A 19495-nucleotide genomic window follows, 5' to 3' on the forward strand; every position below is an offset into this window, starting at 1 on the left:
CGATGAGACGACTCCTCCGGCCCGTGGACTTGTCGGGATCTACGACTGCTGCGGTGCCGTCAGTCGCACCGGCAGCTCGAACAGGTCGTTCTGGGTGACCACCGGCTTGTTGCGGAGTTCCGCCGCCGGGACCGCCAGGTCGAGGGCGGGGAAGCGGGCATAGAGGGCCGGGAGGGCCACGCCGGCTTCCAGACGGGAGAGGGCGGCGCCGGGGCAGACGTGCGGGCCGTGGCCGAAGCTGATGTGACGGTTCGGGGAGGTCCGGGTGATGTCGAACTCGCCCGCCGTGGGGCCGTGGGCCTGCTCGTCGCGGCCGATCGCGGCGTACGAGACGATCAGCGCGTCGCCCGCCGGGAGGACCTTGTCGCCGACCTGGACGTCCTCCGTCGCGAAGCGGATCAGGACGTGGGAGGTGGGGGTGGAGTGGCGGAGCGTTTCTTCGACGACCGAGGACCAGTCGACCTCGCCCGCGAGGACCAGGGCGCGCTGCACCGGGTGGAGTGACAGCTGGAGCACCGCGTTGACGATGAGCGAGATCGTCGTCTCATGGCCGGCCGCGACCATCAGCTGGAGGGTGGAGACGATCTCCTCGTCGGTGAGGTGGTCGCCGTTCTCGGACGCCTGGATGAGGGCCGAGGTGAGGTCGTCGCCGGGCTCGGCGCGCTTGGCGGCCACGGTCTCCGCCATGATGCCCGCCAGCTCCATCAGCGTGGCGATGACCTCCTGGGGCGGCGTCTGCGTCGAGAAGAACTTCTCGAACAACTCCTTCAGACGGGGGAGCTTCGCCTCGGCCAGGCCCATCAGGTCGGCGATGACGTACATGGGCAGCGGGTAGGCGAAGGCCGCCTTGAGGTCGACGGTGTCGCCCTCCAGGCCGTCCAGGAGCTTCTCGGTGAGCGCCGTGATCCGCTCCCGCATCTCCTCCACCCGGCGCGGGGTGAGCGCCTGGGCGACCAGCGTGCGCATCCGGCGGTGGTCGGCGCCGTCGACGGTGAGCATCGAGCGGCCCGGGTTGGCGAGGCCGATGAGCGGCCAGTCCGCGGGGATCTCGCCGCGCTGCCAGGCACCCCAGACGTTGATGTCCTTCACCAGGCGGGGGTCGGTGAGCAGCGCCTTCGCCTCGGCGTGGTGGGTGACCGCCCAGACGGGGACGCCGCCGGGCAGCTCCACGGCGGCCAGCGGACCGGCCGCGCGCAGCCGCGCGCTCTCGCCGTCGAGGTCGGTGACGAAGGGGTCGAGGGCTATGCGGGGCTGGGCAGGGGCGGGGGATTGCTCCGGGGCGGTGGCCTGGTCCGGGGCAGGGGTCTGCTCCGGGGCGGAGGGCTGGTCCGGGGCAGGGGTCTGTTCCGGGCCGGTGGCCTGTTTCGCCTCGGGGGTCTGTTCCGGGTCGGTGGTCATAGAGGTGTCTCCAGACGGACGGCGTGAGGGAGGGCAGGGGTGGGGCTCAGCGCGCCGGTACCGGTGTGAAGCGGACCGGCAGTGCGGACAGGCCCCGCAGCCAGGGCGAGGGGCGGCGCGTCAGGGCGTCGGCGGGGACCGCGAGGTCGATGTCGGGCAGCCGGTCCAGGACGACCTCGATGCCGGTCCGCGCGATCACCTCGGCGACCTCCTGCGCGGGGAAGGGGCACCGGTGCTCGCCGTGTCCGAAGGAGAAGTGGGCGCTGTTGCCGCCGGTGAGCGTGGAGCCGTCGGTGCGGACCTGCGGGTCGGAGTTGGCGCCCTGGAGGCCGAGCAGCAGCAGGTCACCGGCGCGGACCCGGCGCCCGCCGAGCTGGGTGTCGCGGGACGCCCAGCGCCCGGCCACGTTCTGGGTCGGGGTGTCCTCCCACAGGACCTCGTTCATGGCGTCGGCGACGCTGTTGCGGCCGCCGAACAGGGAGGCCGCGAACCGTCCGTCGGTCAGCATCAGCCGCAGCGAGTTGCCGATCCAGTCGGCGGTGGGCTGGTGCCCGGCCGCCATCATCACCATCAGGTCCTGGGCGATCTCCTCGTCCGTGAACCCGCTGGGGTGGGCGAGCATGCGGGAGACGACGTCGTCCGCGGGCTCCGCACGCCGGTCGGCGAGGAGCTGGAACATCGACGTGGCCAGATGGGTCTGGCCCGCGATGGCCCGCTCCCGGCCGTCGATCATGTCGTTGAGGGCGGTGACCAGGCCCGGCCCCTCCTCGTCGGAAAAGCCGTAGAGACGGGCCAGCACCCGGACCGGCAGCAGCATCGCGTAGTTGCCGATGATGTCCGTCTCGCCCTCGGCGCACACCGCGTCGATCAGCTCGTCGGCGAACCGCTCGGCGTAGGAGCGCAGTTCGGAGGGGCTCACCGCCTCCAGCGCCTCGCTGATCATCGCGGCCCGCTCACGGTGGCGCTCGCCGACGGTGTAGAGGATCGACGGCTGCTTGCGGCCGATCATCGGCAGCAGCGGCCAGTCGTCGGGGATGCGGTCCCACTGGTTCCACAGCTCGGAGTCCCGGCTGAACAGCACCGGATCGCCGGTGACCTGATGCAGCTCGCGGTAGCCGAGCACCAGCCAGGCCGGAATGTCGCCGTCGAGCACGACCGGCGTCACGGCACCGTGGTCGCGCCGCATCTCCCGGTACAGCTGCGCCGGTTCGGTCTGGAACCTGGGGCCGCCGAGGGGCACGGGAGCGGTCACCGGGTCAACTCCTGTTCGAGAACGGGGGCTTGGTTGGCGTACGTGTTCTTCACATGCTCGACCAGGGTGATCAGCACCTGCTTGCCGGAGGCCCGGGAGCGGGCGTCGCAGTCGAGCAGCGGGATGTGCGGGTCGAGGTCGAGGGCCTCGCGGATCTGCTGCGGGGCGTAGGCGGGGCCGCCGAAGTCGTTGCAGGCCACGATGAACGGGGTGCCGTGGTGTTCGAGCCGGTCGATGGCGTACCAACTGTCGTCGATCCGGCGGGTGTCGACGAGGACGACCGCGCCGAGGGTCCCGGAGAACAGCCGGTCCCACAGGAACCAGAACCGCTCCTGGCCGGGGGCGCCGAAGAGGTACAGCACATTGCGGGCGTCGAGCGTGATCCGGCCGAAGTCGAAGGCGACGGTGGTCGCCTTCTTGTCCCGGACCTCGCTGATGTCGTCGACGTGCTCGCCGGCCCGGGTCATCGTCTCCTCGGTGTTGAGGGGACGTATCTCGCTGACCGAGCGGACGAGGGTGGTCTTGCCGACGCCGAAACCGCCGACGACGACGATCTTGAGGCCGTTGTCGGCGGTGGCACCCAAGGGGGTGCGGGCGGCAGAGGCCGGCTGGGAGGCCTGCTCGGAGGCTGCCTCAGAGGTTGCGGAGTCCAACGAGCACCTGTTCCAGGACGTCGGGATCGGGGACGGCGGCCTTACGGGGGTGGCGGGCGCTGACGCGGCCCGCCGCGAGGAGGTCGCCGAGCAGGATCTTGGTGATGCTCACCGGCAGCTTCAGCTCGGCCGCCAACTCGACTACCGCGGTCGGCAGTTGGGTCAGCTTCAGGATCGCCGCGTGCTCCGACTGCATGCCGGTGGTCGGATCGCACTCGGCGACCACGAGCGTCACCAGGTCGAAGGGGCTGTCCGGAGTGGCGTGCGCGCGGCCACCGGTGAGGGTGTACAGACGGTCGGGTGAGTCGTCCCTGCCGGGGCGGCTCATGACGTCCGGGGCTGGGCGGTCAGATGGGCGCCGAGCTGTTCGACGAGCTCGCTCATGTTGTGCCCGACGAGACCGGCGTCCGCCTCCTCGGTCGTGACGACGGCCAGATGAGCGCCCTCACCGGCCTCGACGATGAAGAGGACGCCGCCGTAGAACTCGGTCATCGCCGACCGCACGCCCCCGGTGCCGTCCCCGAACTCCACGGAGGCGCCCTGCGACAGGGCCTGGATGCCGGCGGCGATCGCGGCGAGCTGGTCGGCCTGGTCGACGGTGAGCTCCGGCGTCCGGCACAACTTCAGTCCGTCCCGAGAGAGGACGAGCGCGTGCCGCGCGCCCGGGGTGCGCTCCAGGAGGCCCTCGATGAGCCAGGTGAGCTTCTCGTCGGCGGTGGTCGTGCCGGTCATGACGTGGGGTCGCCTTCCGGGGTGGGGTGTGCGATGGACGGGGTGGACGGTTCGGGGGTCAGTTCGCGGGGCTCTTCGCGGGTCTTCTCGCGGGTTTCTCCGGCCGGAGTGGCGGGGTCGCTCTGGTCGGAGAGGGAGCCGCGCACGGCTTGGCGGAAGCTGCTGAAGCGGATGGCGCGGGTGGGGGTGTCGTCGGTGGGGGCGTCGGGCGCGCCGGGGGCGGTGCTCGCGGCGGGCCTGGCGTGTCCGACGGTGCCGGTGGCGCCGCTGGCCCCGGTGGGGCCGGTCACGCCGGTGGACCCGGCGGTCTCGGCGGCACGTGCGCGGAGCCGTTCCCGCTGCTCCCGTTCGGCCTCGGCGAGGGCGCGGCCCCGGCGGCGCTTGGGGAGGCCGTCGGGGAGCCCTTCGGAACGGCCCTCGGGCCGGCTCTCGAAACGACCCTCCGACCGGCCTGTGGGCAGGTCGTCGGGGAGGGTGGCGGCGCTGTGGCCGGGGGACTCGTGGGTGGGGACCGGGTCGGGGACGGGGGCCGACGGCGCGTGCGGTGCCGGGTCCGTCTCCGTGCGCGGGTCCGGTCCGGCGGTGGTGTCGCCCGCCGCCTCCGTCCCTTCCACCGCCTGCGCGGCCTCCGCCTGCGGAAGCGTCAGCGCTCCCGGGGGACGGGCGGCCAGTTGTTCCGGTACGAGGATGTCCTGCGGTACGAGGACCAGGACGCCGGTGCCGCCGCGGGCCGAGGGACGGAAGGAGACCGTGAGCCCGTACTTGCGGGACAGGCGGCCTACGACGGCCAGCCCGAGACGCGTGCCGGTGAGGCCGCCGAGCTCGGCGTCGTCGCCGGACACGGCCCGTTCGGCGCGCCGGAGTTGGACGTCGCCCATCACCAGGCCGCTGTCCTCGACGGAGACGATGACACCGGCCGGGACCTCCTCGACGTACACGTGTACCTCGGCGGTCGGCGGGGAGAAGTTCGCGGCGTTGTCGAGGAGTTCGGCGAGCGCGTGCATCACGCCTTCGGCGGCGTGCCCGGCGACGGCGGCCTCGCAGGCGGAGTGCACCCGCACTCGCCGGTAGCCGCTGATGCGGCCCATCGCGCCGCGCAGGATCGACTCCATGGCGATGGGCCGGGCCCAACGGCGGCCGGAGCGCGCGCCGGTGAGGACGGCGACGGAGTCGGCGAGCCGCCCGGCCTGGGCGGTGCGGTGGTCGAGGTGGAGGAGGTCGGCGAGGACGTCCTCGTCGTCGTGCCGCTCCTCCATGGCGCGCAGGTCGGCGAGCATCCCGGTGGCCAGCGCCTGCATCCGGCTCGCCGCGTTGGCGGTGGCGGACAGGGCGGTGGACCGTTCCTGCTCGGCGCGCCGGGCGCGCTCGGTCAGCCGGGCGTTGGCGGCGGTGAGCCGGGCGCGCTGGTCCTCCAGCTCGGCGGTGAGCCGGGCGCGTTCCTCGGCGAGCTCGGTGGTGTGCCGGGCCCGCTCATGGGTGAGTTCCTCGGTCAGCTGCACCCGTTCCTGGTCGAACTCCGTGCTCTGCCGGGCCCGGTCCTGCAACAGCCGCCCGGCGTCGAGGGTGACGGCCTCCAGGCGGCGGCGGGTGATCCGGGCGTTCTGCAGGGCGTGGACGGCCACGGCGACGGCCGTGGTCAGCAACAGGGCGCCGATGCCGGTGCCGAGGGCGAGCGGGACGCGCTCCGACTCCGGCGCCCGGGCCACCGCGCCGGCGACCGCGAGCGCGGCGAGCACGGCGGTGAGCAGCGGGGCGGGCAGGAGGGTACGGGCGGTGGGTCGTTCGCCGGGCAGGCTGGGGGCGGTCATGAGTCGGGTCCTTGGTAGGGGGCCGCTGTCTGTTCCTGGGCGAGAAGCGACACCTGTCGCTCAATAAGCGGTCACTATATGAGAGTTGGTGATCAAATTGGGAAGGTTCTGGAGGCGTTCACAGGTTCCGGTGACGCGGGGTGACGCTGTCTCAGGTGGCGCACGGTGACGGTCGGTGTGCCGTCACTGTCAGTGGTCGGATGCATGCTTGAGCCATGACGGATCTCGAGTCGGCGCTGCGGGCGGCCGTCCGGGGTGAGGTCGGGTTCGACGTCACGTCCCGGGCGCTGATGACCATGGACGCGTCCAACTACCGGAGGGTCCCGCTGGGTGTCGTGGCGCCCCTGGACGCCGACGACGTGGCGGCGGCCCTCGAGGTGTGCCGGGAGCGCGGCGTGCCGGTGGTGCCGCGCGGCGGCGGCACCTCGATCGCCGGTCAGGCCACCGGCACCGGGGTGGTACTGGACTTCACCCGCCATATGAACCGCCTGCTCTCCCTGGATCCCGGGTCCCGCACGGCCGTCGTTCAGCCGGGCCTCGTCCTGGACCGCCTCCAGGACGCCGCCGCCCCGCACGGCCTGCGGTTCGGCCCCGACCCCTCCACCCACAGCCGCTGCACGCTCGGCGGGATGATCGGCAACAACTCCTGCGGCTCGCACTCGGTGGCCTGGGGCACGACCGCGGACAGCGTCCGGGAGCTGGACGTGATCACCGCGCGCGGGCGGCGGCTGAAGCTCGGGCAGGACTGGGCCGGCGCCCCGGACGGCCTGCGCGACCTGGTGTCGGGCGACCTGGCCCGACTGCGCACCGGCTTCCCCGTACTCCCGCGCCGCATCTCGGGTTACGCGCTGGACGCGCTCCTGCCGGAGAACGGCGCCGACGTCGCCCGCGCCTTCTGCGGCAGCGAGGGCACCCTCGGGGTGCTGACGCAGGCGGTCGTACGGCTGGTGGAGGCGCCCCGCGCGCGTGCGCTGGCTGTGCTGGGGTATGTGGACGAGGGCGCGGCCGCCGAGGCCGCCGCAGGGCTGCTGCCCCTCCACCCCCTGACCGTGGAGGGGATGGCGGCCGACCTGGTGCCCTCGGTGGCCGCGCTGCCGCGGGGCGGGGCCTGGCTGTTCGTGGAGACGGGCGGCGACACCGAGGCCGAGGCACGCGCGCGTGCGCAGACGATCGTGCGGGCGGCGGACGTCGTGGACGCCCTGGTGGTGACCGACCCTGCAGGCCAGCGGGCGTTGTGGCGCATCCGCGAGGACGCGTCCGGCACGGCGACGCGCATGCCTGGGGGCACCTCCCAGCCCCCTGGGGCTGGGGGAGGCTCCGAGGCCTGGCCCGGCTGGGAGGACTGCGCGGTGCCCCCGCCCCGACTGGGCGCGTATCTACGGGACTTCAGGAGCCTCCTCACCGACCACGGGCTGCGCGGGACGCCGTACGGCCACTTCGGCGACGGCTGCATCCATGTCCGCATCGACTTCGACCTGCTGACCGACCGGGGCGTCGCCGGTTTCCGCCGCTTCTCGGAGGAGCTCGCCGACCTGGTGGTGGCGTACGGCGGCTCGCTGTCCGGGGAACACGGCGACGGACAGGCGCGGGCCGAGCTGCTGCCGCGGATGTACGGCGCCGAGCTGGTGTCCCTGTTCGAGCGGGCGAAGGGGATCTGGGACCCCGACGACCTCCTCAACCCCGGCATGCTGGTCCGCCCGGCCCCGCTGGACGCCAACCTCCGCTTCTCCGTCCTCCCGCGCGAGCCGGTCGACGTGGCCTTCGGCTACCCCGGCGACGGCGGCGACTTCTCGGCCGCGGTCCGCCGCTGCGTGGGCGTCGCGAAGTGCCGTACGACGTCGGTGGCCGGGTCCGCCGTCATGTGCCCGTCCTTCCGGGCGACCGGCGAGGAGGCGCACTCCACGCGCGGGCGTGCCCGGCTGCTGCACGAGATGCTGGCGGGCGAGGTGGTCACCGACGGCTGGCGCTCGGAGGAGGTGCGCGAGGCGCTCGACCTGTGCCTGTCCTGCAAGGGCTGCCGCTCGGACTGCCCGGTCGAGGTGGACATGGCCACGTACAAGGCGGAGTTCCTCCACCACCACTACGCGGGGCGCCGCAGGCCGGCCGCCCACTACACGATGGGCCGCCTCCCGGTCTGGCTGCGGGCGGTGGCCCGCACGCGCACGGCATGGCTGGCCAACTCCCTGGCGGCCGCGGGCCCGTTGGCGTGGGTGGCGAAGCGGCTGGGCGGGATCGCGCCGGAGCGGCGGATCCCACGGTTGGCGGGGGAGACGTTCACACGGTGGTGGGGGAGGCGGGCCCGGGGGCGTACGGCAGCCGGCGCTTCAGCGGCGCTGTGGCCGGTGGCCCGGGGGCGTACGGGCACCGGTCCTTCAGCGGTGCTGTGGCCGGACACCTTCACCGAGCACCTCTCACCGCAGGTGGGCCGGGCGGCGGTGCGGGTCCTGGAGGCGGCGGGCGTGACGCTGCTCCTCCCACCCACCCTGCATCCCTCACCCGCCTTCGCCCCGCTCACCGCCCGCCGCGGCCGGGTCTGCTGCGGACTGACGTACGTCTCCACCGGCCAGCTCGACCGCGCCCGTACGGTCATGCGCCGCACCCTCGACCTGATGGCACCGGTGCTGGCGACGGACCTGCCGGTCGTCGTCCTGGAGCCCAGCTGCGCGGCGGCCCTCCGCACGGACCTGCCCGAACTCCTCCACGACGACCCGCGCGCGGCCGTGCTGTCGTCCCGGGTCCTCACCTTCGCCGAGGCACTGGAACGCCTGGCCCCCGGCTGGACGCCGCCACGGCTGAACCGCCCGACGACCGGCCAGACCCACTGCCACCAGCACGCGGTCCTGGGCGACACGGCCGACCGCCGGCTGCGTGAAGCGGCGGGCCTGGAAGGTGACTTGGCCGGAGGCTGCTGCGGCCTCGCGGGCAACTTCGGTTTCGAAGACGGGCACTTCGAGGTGTCGCGGGCCTGCGCGGAGGACCAGTTGCTGCCGGCGGTGCGCGACGCGCCCGACGGCGCGGTGATCCTGGCGGACGGCTACTCCTGCCGGACCCAGCTGGAACAGCTGGCCGGGGTGCGGGGCCGGCACCTGGCGGAGGTGTTGGCGGAGGGGCTCGCCGTTCATGATCTATAGCCTGGTGGGCTCGTACGCCGCCTCAAGGAGTCCGCGCATGCCCCTCCGCGTCCGCCCCCTCTCCCGCCCCGACCACCTCGCCTTCATCGCCGCCCGCCCCTCCGCCAGCCACACCCAGATCCCCGCCTGGGGCGAGGTGAAGCCGGACTGGCGGGCGGAGAGTCTGGGGTGGTTCGACGAGGAAGAGCGGCTGGTGGGGGCGGGGCTGGTGCTGTACCGGCCGGTGCCGAAGCTGAGGAAGTACCTCGCCTATCTGCCCGAGGGGCCGGTCATCGATTGGTACGACGCCGATCTCGGCGAGCGCTGGCTGGCACCGATGCTCGCCCACCTCAGGCATCAGGGCGCGTTCTCGGTGAAGATGGGGCCGCCCGTCGTCGTGCGCCGCTGGAGCGCCGACGCCGTGAAGGCCGCGATCGCCGACCCGGCCGCCCGGCGGCTGCGGGACGCCGAGGCGACCTCGCACGAACCCCGTGCCGTCGACGTCGCCGACCGGCTGCGGCGGGCCGGCTGGCAGCAGACGGAACCGGGCGGCGAGGACGGCTTCGCCGCCGGACAGCCCCGGTACGTGTTCCAGGTCCCGTTCGCCGGACGCTCCCTGGACGAGATCCACGGCGGTCTCAACCAGCAGTGGCGGCGCAACATCAAGAAGGCCGAGAAAGCGGGCGTGGAGGTCGTCCGGGGCGGCCCCGAGGATCTCCCGGCGTTCTACGCCCTCTACACCGAGACCGCCGAACGCGACCGCTTCATCCCGCGCCCGCTCGCCTACTTCCAGCGCATGTGGACCGTACTCAACGCGGAACACCCCGACCGTATGCGGCTCTACCTCGCCCGCCACGACGGCGACCTCCTCGCCGCGGCCACGATGCTCACCGTCGGGGAGCACGTCTGGTACTCCTACGGCGCCTCCACCGCCCACAAACGCGAGGTCCAGCCCAACAACGCCATGCAGTGGCGGATGATGACCGACGCCCACGCGCTCGGCGCCGCCGTCTACGACCTGCGCGGCATCACCGACACCCTGGAGGACTCCAACCACCTCCTCGGCCTGCTGCGGTTCAAGGTCGGCACGGGCGGCCAGGCCATCGAGTACCTGGGGGAGTGGGACTTCCCGATCAACCGGCTGCTGCACAAGGCGCTGGACCTGTACATGGCGCGACGCTAGCGGGCCGGGCTCTCGCGGGTCAGTGGCAAAAGGGGTTCACGTTCCTGACCGAGTCCATTACTCTGGACTTGACAGTACACCGCGATGAACGAATCGCGTGCCGAGCCCCTGGAAGGCCCCGTGACCACCCCCAGCACCGCCGCCGCCTCGCCTTCGGCAACCCCGGTTGCCCAGCCGCCCGCGGGCACCCCGCAGCGCCGACGCTCCCTCGGCTCCATCGGCATGGTGCTGTCCGCGGGCGTCTCCGTGCAGTTCGGCGGTGCCCTCGCGGCGAGCCTGATGCCCAGGGCCGGGGCGCTCGGCGTGGTCACGCTGCGGCTGCTGGCCGCGGCGGTCGTGCTGCTGGTGGTGTGCCGGCCGCGGGTGCGCGGACACAGCCGCGCCGACTGGGCCACGGTGATCGTCTTCGGCCTCACGATGGCCGGGATGAACGGCCTCTTCTACCAGTCCATCGCCCGCATCCCGCTCGGCCCGGCGGTCGCCCTGGAGGTCCTCGGCCCGCTCGCCCTCTCGGTCCTCGCCTCCCGTCGCGCGATCAACCTGGTCTGGGCCGGGCTCGCCCTCGCCGGTGTCCTGCTCCTCAGCGGCGGCGGCTTCGGCAGCCTCGACGTCGTCGGCGTCCTCTTCGCCCTGGGCGCGGGCGCGATGTGGGCGGCGTACATCGTCTTCAGCGCCCGTACGGGCCGCCGCTTCCCGCAGGCCGACGGGCTCGCCCTCGCCATGGTGGTCGCGGCCGTGCTCTTCCTGCCCCTCGGGATCGCCGAGTCCGGCACCAAGCTCCTCGACCCCATGACCCTCGCCCTGGGCTCGGCCGTGGCCGTGCTCTCCTCGGTCCTGCCCTACACCCTCGAACTCAGCGCCCTGCGCCGCCTGCCCGCCTCCACCTTCGCCATCCTCATGAGCCTGGAACCGGCCATCGCCGCCACGGCCGGCTTCCTCGTCCTCAGCCAGGCCCTTTCCACCACGGAGGCCCTCGCGATCGCCCTGGTCATCGCGGCCAGCATGGGGGTGGTGCTGACGCAGACGGGGCGGAGGAAGACGGAGTTGCCGCTGGAGCCGTGACCGGCGCGCTCATCCAGCGCTGGGGGCACTTCCGCCGGCTGAAGCCCGAAGGCGCCGGCCATCGTCCCGGTCAGGTATTCACGGCTGTCGGGTCACCGGCGCAGTGATTCCGCCCGTCGGAGCGCCCGGAGACGTCGACCGGCACGGACACATTCGAGGCGGGCCCGATCGCTGCCGCGGTGAACGCGCGCAGGGCCGGCACTGATCCGAGGATCACGCCCGCGGGGCAGGGATCGGGCCGCGTCGCGACAGGGGTGCCCGGCGCTGGGTCAGCCGGAGGTCGTGGCGTCGCCCGTCACCTCGGGCGCCCGCAGCAGCCGCAGGAACGCCTTCACCCCCGCGATGATCTCCTGGTTGTCGGTGAGGCGGTTCACCGTGGACTCGAACTCCCGGCCCAGCGCGGCGATCCTGCGATCCGCGTCCTCCGCACGCTCGTAGGCGCTCATGGCCAGCGCGTCCACGGTCCGGCGGAGCTCGGCGAGGGACCGGTACTGTTCCTCCGCCTTCTCCTCCAGGACCCGCGTCCCGGTCTCGGCGCGGTCCAGGCGGGCGTTCAGCTCGACCACGTCGTCCCGGGGGTACGTGACGTCCTTGAGCAGCGTCCCGAGCCGCCGCCGGAGCTGGCCGAACCAGGCGCCGGCCGGGCGGAAGAACGTACTCAGCAGGAAGAACGCGGCGAACCAGTAGCCCGTGAACGCGCCCGTCGCCCAGGTGACCGCGAGGACGACCGCCGACGTCACCACATGTCCCGCGACCGCGGTCCGCAGCATCGCGCGGGCGATCCGCGTGGCCTCGGCGTCCCGGGCCCGGGAGATCTCCAGGCCCTTCTCCCGGCTCACCGCGATCTCCGCGAGCACGGCATGCGCCCGGAAGTAGAGGTTCCACGGCACGGTCAGCAGAAGCAGCAGCCACAGCAGGCTGAGCACCCCGGCCCCGGCCCCGAACACCACGTCCGCCGGTGCCCCCGCCAGATACGCGACGACCAGCGCTACCCCCGCCGCGACCACGGCCCCGACCCCCGCCAGAAACCTGCCCATGCCCCACCTTCCAGGTCGGATCCCCACCGGTGTCCATGGTTCCCGCGCGGCCCCGCGGTGGCATGAGTAGCCGTACTCAGTCATACGCGGCCGACGCCTTCGAACGTGCTCGGCCGACATCCCCGAAAAACAATGCAAGCACGCTTGCTTGTTTATGGAACGGCTGTCATCCTCGCTGCCATGGCAGACCCCACGCCCGTCATCGACGACCTCTGCGCGGAGAGCGAGGAACTCGACCTGATCGTGGCCGAGTTGAGCAAGGAGCAGTGGTCGGCGCCGACCCCCGCTCCCGGCTGGACCGTCGCCCACCAGATCGCCCACCTCGCCTGGACCGACCACTCCTCCCTGCTCGCCGTGACCGATCAGGCGGCCTTCTCCCGCGAGGTCGAGAAGGCCCTGGCCGCGCCGGGCGACTTCGTGGACAACGGGGCCGAGGAGGGCGCGGGAAAGCCCCCGGAGCGGCTGCTCGCGTACTGGCGGGCGGGGCGCGAGGACCTCGCCGACGCTCTGCGACGCGCCCCGGACGACGCCCGTTTTCCCTGGTACGGCCCGCCCATGTCCACCGCCTCCATGGCCACCGCCCGCCTGATGGAGACCTGGGCGCACGGCCTGGACGTGGCGGAGGCGCTGGGCGTCACCCGCGCCCCCACCGACCGGCTGCGGCACATCGTCCGACTCGGCGTCCGCACCCGCGACTTCGCCTTCGGCGTGCACGGGCTGACGCCGCCGTTCGAGGAGTTCCGCGTCGAACTCGTGGCGCCGTCGGGTGAGTTGTGGTCATACGGTCCCGAAGACGCCCCCCAGCGCGTCACCGGCCCCGCCCTCGACTTCTGCCTCCTGGCCACCCAGCGCGCCCACCGCGCCGACCTCGCCCTGACCGCCGAGGGCGAGGGCGCCGACCGCTGGCTGGACATCGCCCAGGCCTTCGCGGGCCCACCGGGAGACGGGCGCGCACCCAAAGGGGCCGGAAAGTGACCCTGCGCATCGGCAACGCCTCCGGCTTCTACGGCGACCGGTTCGACGCCCTCCGCGAGATGCTCACCGGCGGCGAACTCGACGTCCTCACCGGCGACTACCTCGCCGAGCTGACCATGCTCATCCTGGGCCGCGACCGGCTGAAGGACCCCGGCGCCGGGTACGCCCGCACCTTCCTGCGGCAGTTGGAGGAGTGCCTCGGCCTCGCCCAGGAGCGCGGCGTACGGATCGTCGCCAACGCCGGCGGCCTCAACCCGGCCGGACTCGCCGACCGAGTACGGGAGTTGGCCGACCGACTCGGCATCGCCGTCCGCGTCGCCCATGTAGAGGGCGACGACCTGACCGCCACCCACCCCGGCAGCCTCGCCGCCCACGCCTACCTCGGCGGCTTCGGTATCGCGGAGTGCCTGCGCGCGGGCGCCGACGTGGTGGTGACCGGGCGGGTCACGGACGCGGCCCTGGTCACCGGGCCCGCCGCCGCGCACTTCGGCTGGCGGCCGACGGACCACGACCGGCTCGCGGGCGCGGTCGTCGCCGGGCACGTCCTGGAGTGCGGGACGCAGGCGACCGGCGGCAACTACGCCTTCTTCGCGGACCGTTCCCACGACCTCCGACGCCCCGGCTTCCCCCTCGCCGAACTCCACGAGGACGGCACCGCCGTCATCACCAAACACCCCGGCACGGGCGGCTTCGTCGACGTCGGCACGGTCACCGCACAGCTCCTGTACGAGACCCAGGGCGCCCGGTACGCCGGGCCCGACGTCACCGCCCGCCTCGACACCGTCCGCCTCACCCAGGACGGCCCCGACCGCGTCCGGATCTCCGGCGTTCGCGGCGAGGCCCCGCCCCCGACCCTCAAGGTCGGCCTGAACAAGCTCGGCGGCTTCCGCAACGAGGTCGTCTTCGTCCTGACCGGCCTCGACATCGAGGCCAAGGCGGCGCTGGTGCGGGCTCAGATGGAGCCGGTGCTGGGCAAGGTCGCCTCCGTGCACTGGGAGTTGGCCCGCACCGACCGCGCCGACGCCGACACCGAGGAGACCGCCAGCGCCCTGCTCAGGCTGGTCGTACGGGACCCGGAACAGGACGCGGTGGGGCGGGCGTTGAGCGGCGCCGCCATCGAGCTCGCCCTCGCCAGCTACCCCGGCTTCCATGTGCTCGCCCCACCCGGAAAGGGCGCGCCCTATGGGGTCTTCGAGGACGTGTACGTCCCCCAGGGCGCCGTCGACCAGGTGGCGGTCCTCGACGACGGCCGCCGTGTCCCCGTGGCGCCGGCCCAGGACACCCTCGTACTCGAAGATCCCGCGGAACCTGAGCTGCCCGCACCCCTTTCGCAGGGACCCACTCGACGCGCCCCGCTCGGCCTCGTCGCCGGCGCCCGCAGCGGGGACAAGGGCGGCAACGCCAACGTGGGCGTGTGGGTCCGGACCGACGAGGCCTGGCGCTGGCTCGCGCACACGCTCACCGTCGACCGCTTCCGCGAACTCCTGCCGGAGACGGCCGACTTGCACGTCACCCGGCACCCGCTCCCCAATCTCCGCGCCCTGAACTTCGTCGTCGAGGGCATCCTCGGCGCCGGTGTCGCCTCCCAGCACCGTTTCGACCCGCAGGCCAAGGCGCTCGGCGAATGGCTGCGCGCCCGCCACATGGACATCCCGGAGGCCCTGTTGTGACCGTCCTGTCGTCCGCGCTGGACGTGGAAGGCGCCGACTACCGCGCCCACCGCGAGGCCATGCTCACCAAGCTGGACGAGCTGACCGCCGAGCACGCCAAGGCGCTCGCGGGTGGCGGCGAGAAGTACGTCGCCCGGCACCGGAAGCGCGGCAAGCTGCTCGCCCGCGAGCGCATCGAGCTGCTCCTCGACCCGGACACGCCCTTTCTGGAGCTGTCCCCGCTGGCCGCCTGGGGCAGCGAGTACCAGGTCGGTGCCTCGCTCGTCACCGGCATCGGGGTGGTGGAGGGCGTGGAGTGCCTGATCACCGCCAACGATCCGACCGTGCGCGGCGGCGCGAGCAACCCGTGGAGCCTGAAGAAGGCGCTCCGGGCGAACGACATCGCGCTCGCCAACCGGCTCCCCTGCATCAGCCTGGTGGAGTCAGGAGGTGCCGACCTGCCGTCCCAGAAGGAGATCTTCATCCCCGGGGGCGCCATCTTCCGCGATCTGACCCGCCTCTCCGCCGCCGGAATCCCGACCGTCGCCGTCGTCTTCGGCAACTCCACGGCGGGCGGGGCCTACATCCCCGGCATGTCCGACCACGTGATCATGGTCAAGGAGCGGGCCAAGGTGTTCCTCGGCGGTCCGCCCCTCGTCAAGATGGCCACCGGCGAGGAGAGCGACGACGAGTCGCTGGGCGGCGCGGAGATGCACGCGCGCGTGTCCGGGCTCGCCGACTACTTCGCCGTCGACGAGCAGGACGCCCTACGCCAGGCGCGCCGCGTGGTCGCCCGCCTCAACCACCGCAAGGCGTACGGCGATCCGCCCCTCGCCGAGCCGCCCAAGTACGCGGCCGACGAACTCCTCGGCATCGTCCCCGGCGACCTGAAGACCCCCTTCGACCCCCGCGAGGTCATCGCCCGGATCGTCGACGCCTCCGACTTCGACGAGTTCAAACCGCTCTACGGCACCAGCCTCACCACCGGCTGGGCGACCCTGCACGGCTATCCGGTGGGCGTGCTGGCGAACGCCCAGGGGGTGCTGTTCTCCGCGGAGTCGCAGAAGGCCGCCCAGTTCATCCAGCTCGCCAACCAGCGCGACATCCCCCTCCTCTTCCTCCACAACACCACCGGCTACATGGTCGGCAAGGAGTACGAGCAGGGCGGCATCATCAAGCACGGCGCGATGATGATCAACGCGGTGTCCAACTCGAAGGTCCCGCACCTCTCGGTGCTCATGGGCGCCTCCTACGGTGCCGGGCACTACGGCATGTGCGGCCGCGCCTACGACCCGCGCTTCCTCTTCGCCTGGCCCAGCGCCAAGTCCGCCGTGATGGGCCCCCAGCAACTCGCGGGCGTCCTCTCGATCGTCGCCCGGCAGTCGGCGGCGGCGAAGGGCCGGCCGTACGACGACGACGCCGACGCGGCCCTGCGGGCCATGGTGGAGCAGCAGATCGAGTCCGAGTCGCTGCCGATGTTCCTCTCCGGCCGTCTCTACGACGACGGCGTCATCGACCCACGCGACACCCGCACGGTCCTCGGCCTGTGCCTGTCCGCCATCCACACGGCGCCGTACGAAGGTGCGCGCGGCGGCTTCGGCGTCTTCCGGATGTGAGGGATCCCCAGTGACTTCCATGATCACTTCTGTCCTTGTCGCGAACCGCGGCGAGATCGCCTGCCGGATCTTCCGCACCTGCGCCGAGCTGGGAATCCGAACGGTCGCCGTGCACTCCGACCCGGACGCGAACGCCCTCCACGCGCGCGTGGCCGACACGGCGGTACGACTCCCGGGGGCGACGCCAGCCGAGACGTATCTGCGCGGCGACCTGATCGTGAAGGCCGCCGTCGCCGCCGGCGCGGACGCCGTGCACCCCGGCTACGGCTTCCTCTCCGAGAACGCCGACTTCGCCCGCGCCGTCCTGGACGCCGGGCTGGTGTGGATCGGCCCGCCCCCGGAGGCCATCGAGGCGATGGCGTCCAAGACACGCGCGAAGGAGCTGATGGGGCTCCGGCCGCTGGGGGAGGTCGGCGCGTCCGACCTGCCGGTGCTCGTGAAGGCGGCCGCGGGCGGCGGGGGGCGCGGAATGCGGATCGTGCGCCGCCTGGAGGAGCTGAGCGCCGCACTGGAGAGCGCACGCGCCGAGGCCGCCAGCGCTTTCGGGGACGGCGAGGTGTTCGTCGAGCCGTACGTCGAGAACGGCCGCCATGTGGAGGTGCAGCTCCTCGCCGACACCCACGGCACCGTCTGGGCGCTCGGCACCCGCGACTGCTCCCTGCAACGCCGGCACCAGAAGGTCATCGAGGAGGCACCGGCACCTGGGCTCACCCCGGAGCTCGAAGAAGAGCTGCGCACGCTGGCCGTACGCGCCGCGCGCGCCGTCTCCTACGTCGGCGCGGGCACCGTCGAGTTCCTCGTCGCCGACGACACGGCGCACTTCCTGGAGATGAACACCCGCCTCCAGGTCGAGCACCCCGTCACGGAGGCGGTCTTCGACGTGGACCTCGTCGCACTCCAGATCGCCGTGGCCGAGGGCCGCCCCCTCCCCGAGTCACCTCCACACGCGCGGGGCCACGCCGTCGAGGCCCGCCTCTACGCCGAGGACCCGGCAGCCGCCTGGGCACCCCAGACCGGCACCCTGCACCGCCTGACCGTCCCCGGCGTCCGCCTGGACACCGGCTACGAGGACGGCGACGAGATCGGCGTCCACTACGACCCCATGCTCGCCAAGGCCGTCGCCCACGCCCCCACCCGCGCGGAGGCGATCCGCAAACTGGCCGGTGCGCTGGAGAGGGCGACGATCCACGGCCCGACGACCAACAGGGACCTGTTGGTGAACTCCCTGCGCCACGAGGAGTTCATGACGGCCGCGATGACCACGGCGTTCTACGACCGCCACCTGACGCCGTTGACCTCGACGTCCCCCGACCCGCACGCCCCGCTGGCCGCCGCCCTCGCCGACGCCCACGGCCGCTCCCGCTTCGGCGGTGGCTGGCGGAACGTGCCGTCACAGGCCCAGGTGAAGCGGTACGAGGTGGCGGGCGAGGAGATCGAGGTCCGGTACCGATGGGGGCGGGAGGGCCTGGAGGCGGAGGAGGGGGGCGGGGTGCGAGTGGTGCACGCCGACGCGCGTCTGGTCGTACTCGAAGTGGACGGCGTACAGCGGCGGTACGAGGTGTCGAGGTACGGCGACCAGGTGTACGTGAACGCGGTCGCCCTGAAGGCCCTGCCCCGCTTCCCCGACCCGAAGGCGCAACTGGCCCCGGGTTCCCTGGTGGCCCCCATGCCGGGAACGGTCGTCAGGATCGCCGACGGCCTGGAGGTCGGAGCAAAGGTGGAGGCCGGTGAACCGATCGTGTGGCTCGAAGCGATGAAGATGCAGCACCGCATTTCAGCCCCGGTCTCGGGGACGCTCAGCGTTTTGCATGCCGTGGTCGGCGGTCAGGTCGCCGTCGGCGCCCTGCTCGCCGTCGTAGAGGAGGACCAGTGAGCTTCACCCTGGAGTCAGAGGAACACACAGCCCTGCGCGCCGCCGTCGCCCAACTGGGCAAACGTCACGGCCGCACGTTCGACCGAGAAGCCCTCTGGTCCGAGGCCGCCAAACTCGGCTACCTGGGCGTCAATCTGCCCGAGGCCCACGGAGGCGGAGGCGGCGGCATCGCCGAACTCTCCATCGTCCTGGAAGAGCTGGGCGCCGCAGGCTGCCCCCTCCTCATGATGGTCGTCTCCCCGGCCATCTGCGGCACGGTCATCGCCCGCTTCGGCACCGAGGCCCAGAAGCGGGAATGGCTCCCCGCCCTCGCCGACGGCACCCGCACCATGGCCTTCGGCATCACCGAACCCGACGCCGGCTCCAACTCCCACCGCATCACCACCACGGCCCGCCGCGACCCGGCCTCAGGAGACTGGCTGCTCACCGGCCGCAAGGTCTTCATCTCCGGCGTCGACATCGCCGACGCCACCCTCATCGTCGGCCGCACCGAAGACTCCCGCACCGGACGCCTCAAGCCCTGCCTGTTCATCGTCCCCAGGGACGCCGAAGGGTTCCACCGCCGCCAGATCGACATGGAACTCCAGGCCGCAGAGAAGCAGTTCGAGCTGACGCTCGACGACGTACGGCTCCCCGCGGACGCGCTCGTCGGCGACGAGGACGCCGGCCTCCTCCAGCTCTTCGCCGGCCTCAACCCCGAGCGCATCATGACGGCCGCGTTCGCGATCGGCATGGGCCGCTACGCACTCGCGCAGGCGATCACCTACGCCCGCGACCGCACCGTGTGGAACACCCCCATCGGCGCCCACCAGGCCATCGCCCACCCCCTCGCACAGGCGCACATCGACCTGGAGCTGGCCCGGCTGATGATGCAGAAGGCGGCCCATCTCTACGACGCCGGGGACGACGTCGGCGCGGGCGAGGCGGCGAACATGGCCAAGTACGCGGCGGGCGAGGCCTGCGTCAGGGCGGTCGACCAGGCCGTGCACACCCTCGGCGGCAACGGCCTCACGCGCGAGTTCGGGCTCGCCTCGTTGATAACCGCCGCGCGCGTGGCTCGTATTGCTCCGGTGAGCCGGGAGATGATTCTCAACTACGTCTCCCACCAGACCCTGGGCCTGCCCAAGTCGTACTAAGCCGCCCATCA

The 19495-nt window shown here is 72.6% G+C and carries 15 protein-coding genes; 8 read left to right on the plus strand and 7 right to left on the minus strand.

Annotation, left to right across the window (positions count from 1 at the left end):
- Positions 1-39: 39 nt before the first annotated feature.
- Genes OG885_RS25555 through OG885_RS25580 form a run of 6 tightly spaced genes read right to left on the minus strand, consistent with a single transcriptional unit; the run spans position 40 to position 5843 of the window.
- Positions 40-1398 (minus strand): cytochrome P450, encoded by a 1359-nt coding sequence (locus OG885_RS25555; RefSeq protein ID WP_405735388.1) that lies wholly within the window; start codon positions 1396-1398, stop codon positions 40-42.
- 46 nt (positions 1399-1444) lie between these two features.
- Entirely contained in the window at positions 1445-2650 is a 1206-nt protein-coding gene (locus OG885_RS25560; protein WP_399962921.1) for a cytochrome P450, read from the minus strand.
- Positions 2647-3303 carry a GTP-binding protein gene (locus OG885_RS25565; protein WP_405735391.1) on the minus strand — a complete coding sequence of 219 codons (657 nt, stop codon included), beginning with the start codon at positions 3301-3303 and terminating at the stop codon, positions 2647-2649. The genes OG885_RS25560 and OG885_RS25565 overlap by 4 nt, the downstream gene beginning before the upstream one ends.
- Complete coding sequence (locus tag OG885_RS25570; RefSeq protein WP_329337845.1) at positions 3284-3631, minus strand: DUF742 domain-containing protein; 348 nt, start codon at positions 3629-3631, stop codon at positions 3284-3286. Before OG885_RS25570 ends, OG885_RS25565 begins: the two co-directional genes overlap by 20 nt.
- On the minus strand, positions 3628-4035 hold the full coding sequence (locus tag OG885_RS25575; RefSeq protein ID WP_399962926.1) for a roadblock/LC7 domain-containing protein: 408 nt from the start codon (positions 4033-4035) through the stop codon (positions 3628-3630). The genes OG885_RS25570 and OG885_RS25575 overlap by 4 nt, the downstream gene beginning before the upstream one ends.
- Positions 4032-5843 carry an ATP-binding protein gene (locus tag OG885_RS25580; protein ID WP_405735394.1) on the minus strand — a complete coding sequence of 604 codons (1812 nt, stop codon included), beginning with the start codon at positions 5841-5843 and terminating at the stop codon, positions 4032-4034. The genes OG885_RS25575 and OG885_RS25580 overlap by 4 nt, the downstream gene beginning before the upstream one ends.
- A gap of 215 nt (positions 5844-6058) precedes the next feature.
- Here OG885_RS25580 and OG885_RS25585 point away from each other — a divergent pair, with 215 nt between their 5' ends.
- The 3 genes from OG885_RS25585 to OG885_RS25595 all read left to right on the plus strand — a co-directional run bounded on the left by OG885_RS25585 (position 6059) and on the right by OG885_RS25595 (position 11198).
- A complete protein-coding gene (locus OG885_RS25585; RefSeq protein ID WP_405735397.1) occupies positions 6059-8974 on the plus strand; it encodes an FAD-binding and (Fe-S)-binding domain-containing protein in 2916 nt (971 codons plus the stop codon).
- A 37-nt stretch (positions 8975-9011) separates the two neighbouring features.
- Positions 9012-10136, plus strand: coding sequence for a lipid II:glycine glycyltransferase FemX (locus OG885_RS25590; RefSeq protein WP_405735399.1), 1125 nt, complete (start codon positions 9012-9014; stop codon positions 10134-10136).
- Positions 10137-10220: 84 nt separating this feature from the next.
- Positions 10221-11198: an EamA family transporter gene (locus OG885_RS25595; protein WP_405735401.1), complete on the plus strand. Its 978-nt coding sequence runs from the start codon at positions 10221-10223 to the stop codon at positions 11196-11198.
- Positions 11199-11467: 269 nt separating this feature from the next.
- Here the strand turns inward: OG885_RS25595 and OG885_RS25600 are convergent, their stop codons facing one another.
- A complete protein-coding gene (locus OG885_RS25600; RefSeq protein ID WP_405735404.1) occupies positions 11468-12235 on the minus strand; it encodes a hypothetical protein in 768 nt (255 codons plus the stop codon).
- A gap of 180 nt (positions 12236-12415) precedes the next feature.
- On the opposite strand from OG885_RS25600, the gene OG885_RS25605 reads away from it, so the two are divergent.
- From OG885_RS25605 to OG885_RS25625, 5 genes are read left to right on the plus strand one after another with little or no spacing between them, the layout of a single operon-like run.
- Complete coding sequence (locus OG885_RS25605; RefSeq protein ID WP_405735406.1) at positions 12416-13210, plus strand: TIGR03084 family metal-binding protein; 795 nt, start codon at positions 12416-12418, stop codon at positions 13208-13210.
- Entirely contained in the window at positions 13207-14880 is a 1674-nt protein-coding gene (locus tag OG885_RS25610; protein ID WP_405735408.1) for an acyclic terpene utilization AtuA family protein, read from the plus strand. Before OG885_RS25605 ends, OG885_RS25610 begins: the two co-directional genes overlap by 4 nt.
- A complete protein-coding gene (locus OG885_RS25615) occupies positions 14877-16475 on the plus strand; it encodes an acyl-CoA carboxylase subunit beta (RefSeq protein WP_405735410.1) in 1599 nt (532 codons plus the stop codon). The genes OG885_RS25610 and OG885_RS25615 overlap by 4 nt, the downstream gene beginning before the upstream one ends.
- A 19-nt stretch (positions 16476-16494) precedes the next feature.
- On the plus strand, positions 16495-18348 hold the full coding sequence (locus OG885_RS25620; protein WP_405735412.1) for an acetyl/propionyl/methylcrotonyl-CoA carboxylase subunit alpha: 1854 nt from the start codon (positions 16495-16497) through the stop codon (positions 18346-18348).
- Complete coding sequence (locus tag OG885_RS25625; RefSeq protein ID WP_405735414.1) at positions 18345-19484, plus strand: acyl-CoA dehydrogenase family protein; 1140 nt, start codon at positions 18345-18347, stop codon at positions 19482-19484. The genes OG885_RS25620 and OG885_RS25625 overlap by 4 nt, the downstream gene beginning before the upstream one ends.
- Positions 19485-19495: the final 11 nt, after the last annotated feature.

Source organism: Streptomyces sp. NBC_00028, from assembly GCF_045041065.1.
Lineage (GTDB): Bacteria > Actinomycetota > Actinomycetes > Streptomycetales > Streptomycetaceae > Streptomyces.

Coding starts and splice junctions, on each gene's coding strand:
- OG885_RS25600 (WP_405735404.1), bottom strand. CDS start 12,235: ATGGGCAGGTTTCTGGCGGGGGTCGGGGCCGTGGTCGCGGCGGGGGTA.
- OG885_RS25585 (WP_405735397.1), top strand. CDS start 6,059: ATGACGGATCTCGAGTCGGCGCTGCGGGCGGCCGTCCGGGGTGAGGTC.
- OG885_RS25555 (WP_405735388.1), bottom strand. CDS start 1,398: ATGACCACCGACCCGGAACAGACCCCCGAGGCGAAACAGGCCACCGGC.
- OG885_RS25570 (WP_329337845.1), bottom strand. CDS start 3,631: ATGAGCCGCCCCGGCAGGGACGACTCACCCGACCGTCTGTACACCCTC.
- OG885_RS25580 (WP_405735394.1), bottom strand. CDS start 5,843: ATGACCGCCCCCAGCCTGCCCGGCGAACGACCCACCGCCCGTACCCTC.
- OG885_RS25575 (WP_399962926.1), bottom strand. CDS start 4,035: ATGACCGGCACGACCACCGCCGACGAGAAGCTCACCTGGCTCATCGAG.
- OG885_RS25605 (WP_405735406.1), top strand. CDS start 12,416: ATGGCAGACCCCACGCCCGTCATCGACGACCTCTGCGCGGAGAGCGAG.
- OG885_RS25620 (WP_405735412.1), top strand. CDS start 16,495: ATGATCACTTCTGTCCTTGTCGCGAACCGCGGCGAGATCGCCTGCCGG.
- OG885_RS25595 (WP_405735401.1), top strand. CDS start 10,221: ATGAACGAATCGCGTGCCGAGCCCCTGGAAGGCCCCGTGACCACCCCC.
- OG885_RS25590 (WP_405735399.1), top strand. CDS start 9,012: ATGCCCCTCCGCGTCCGCCCCCTCTCCCGCCCCGACCACCTCGCCTTC.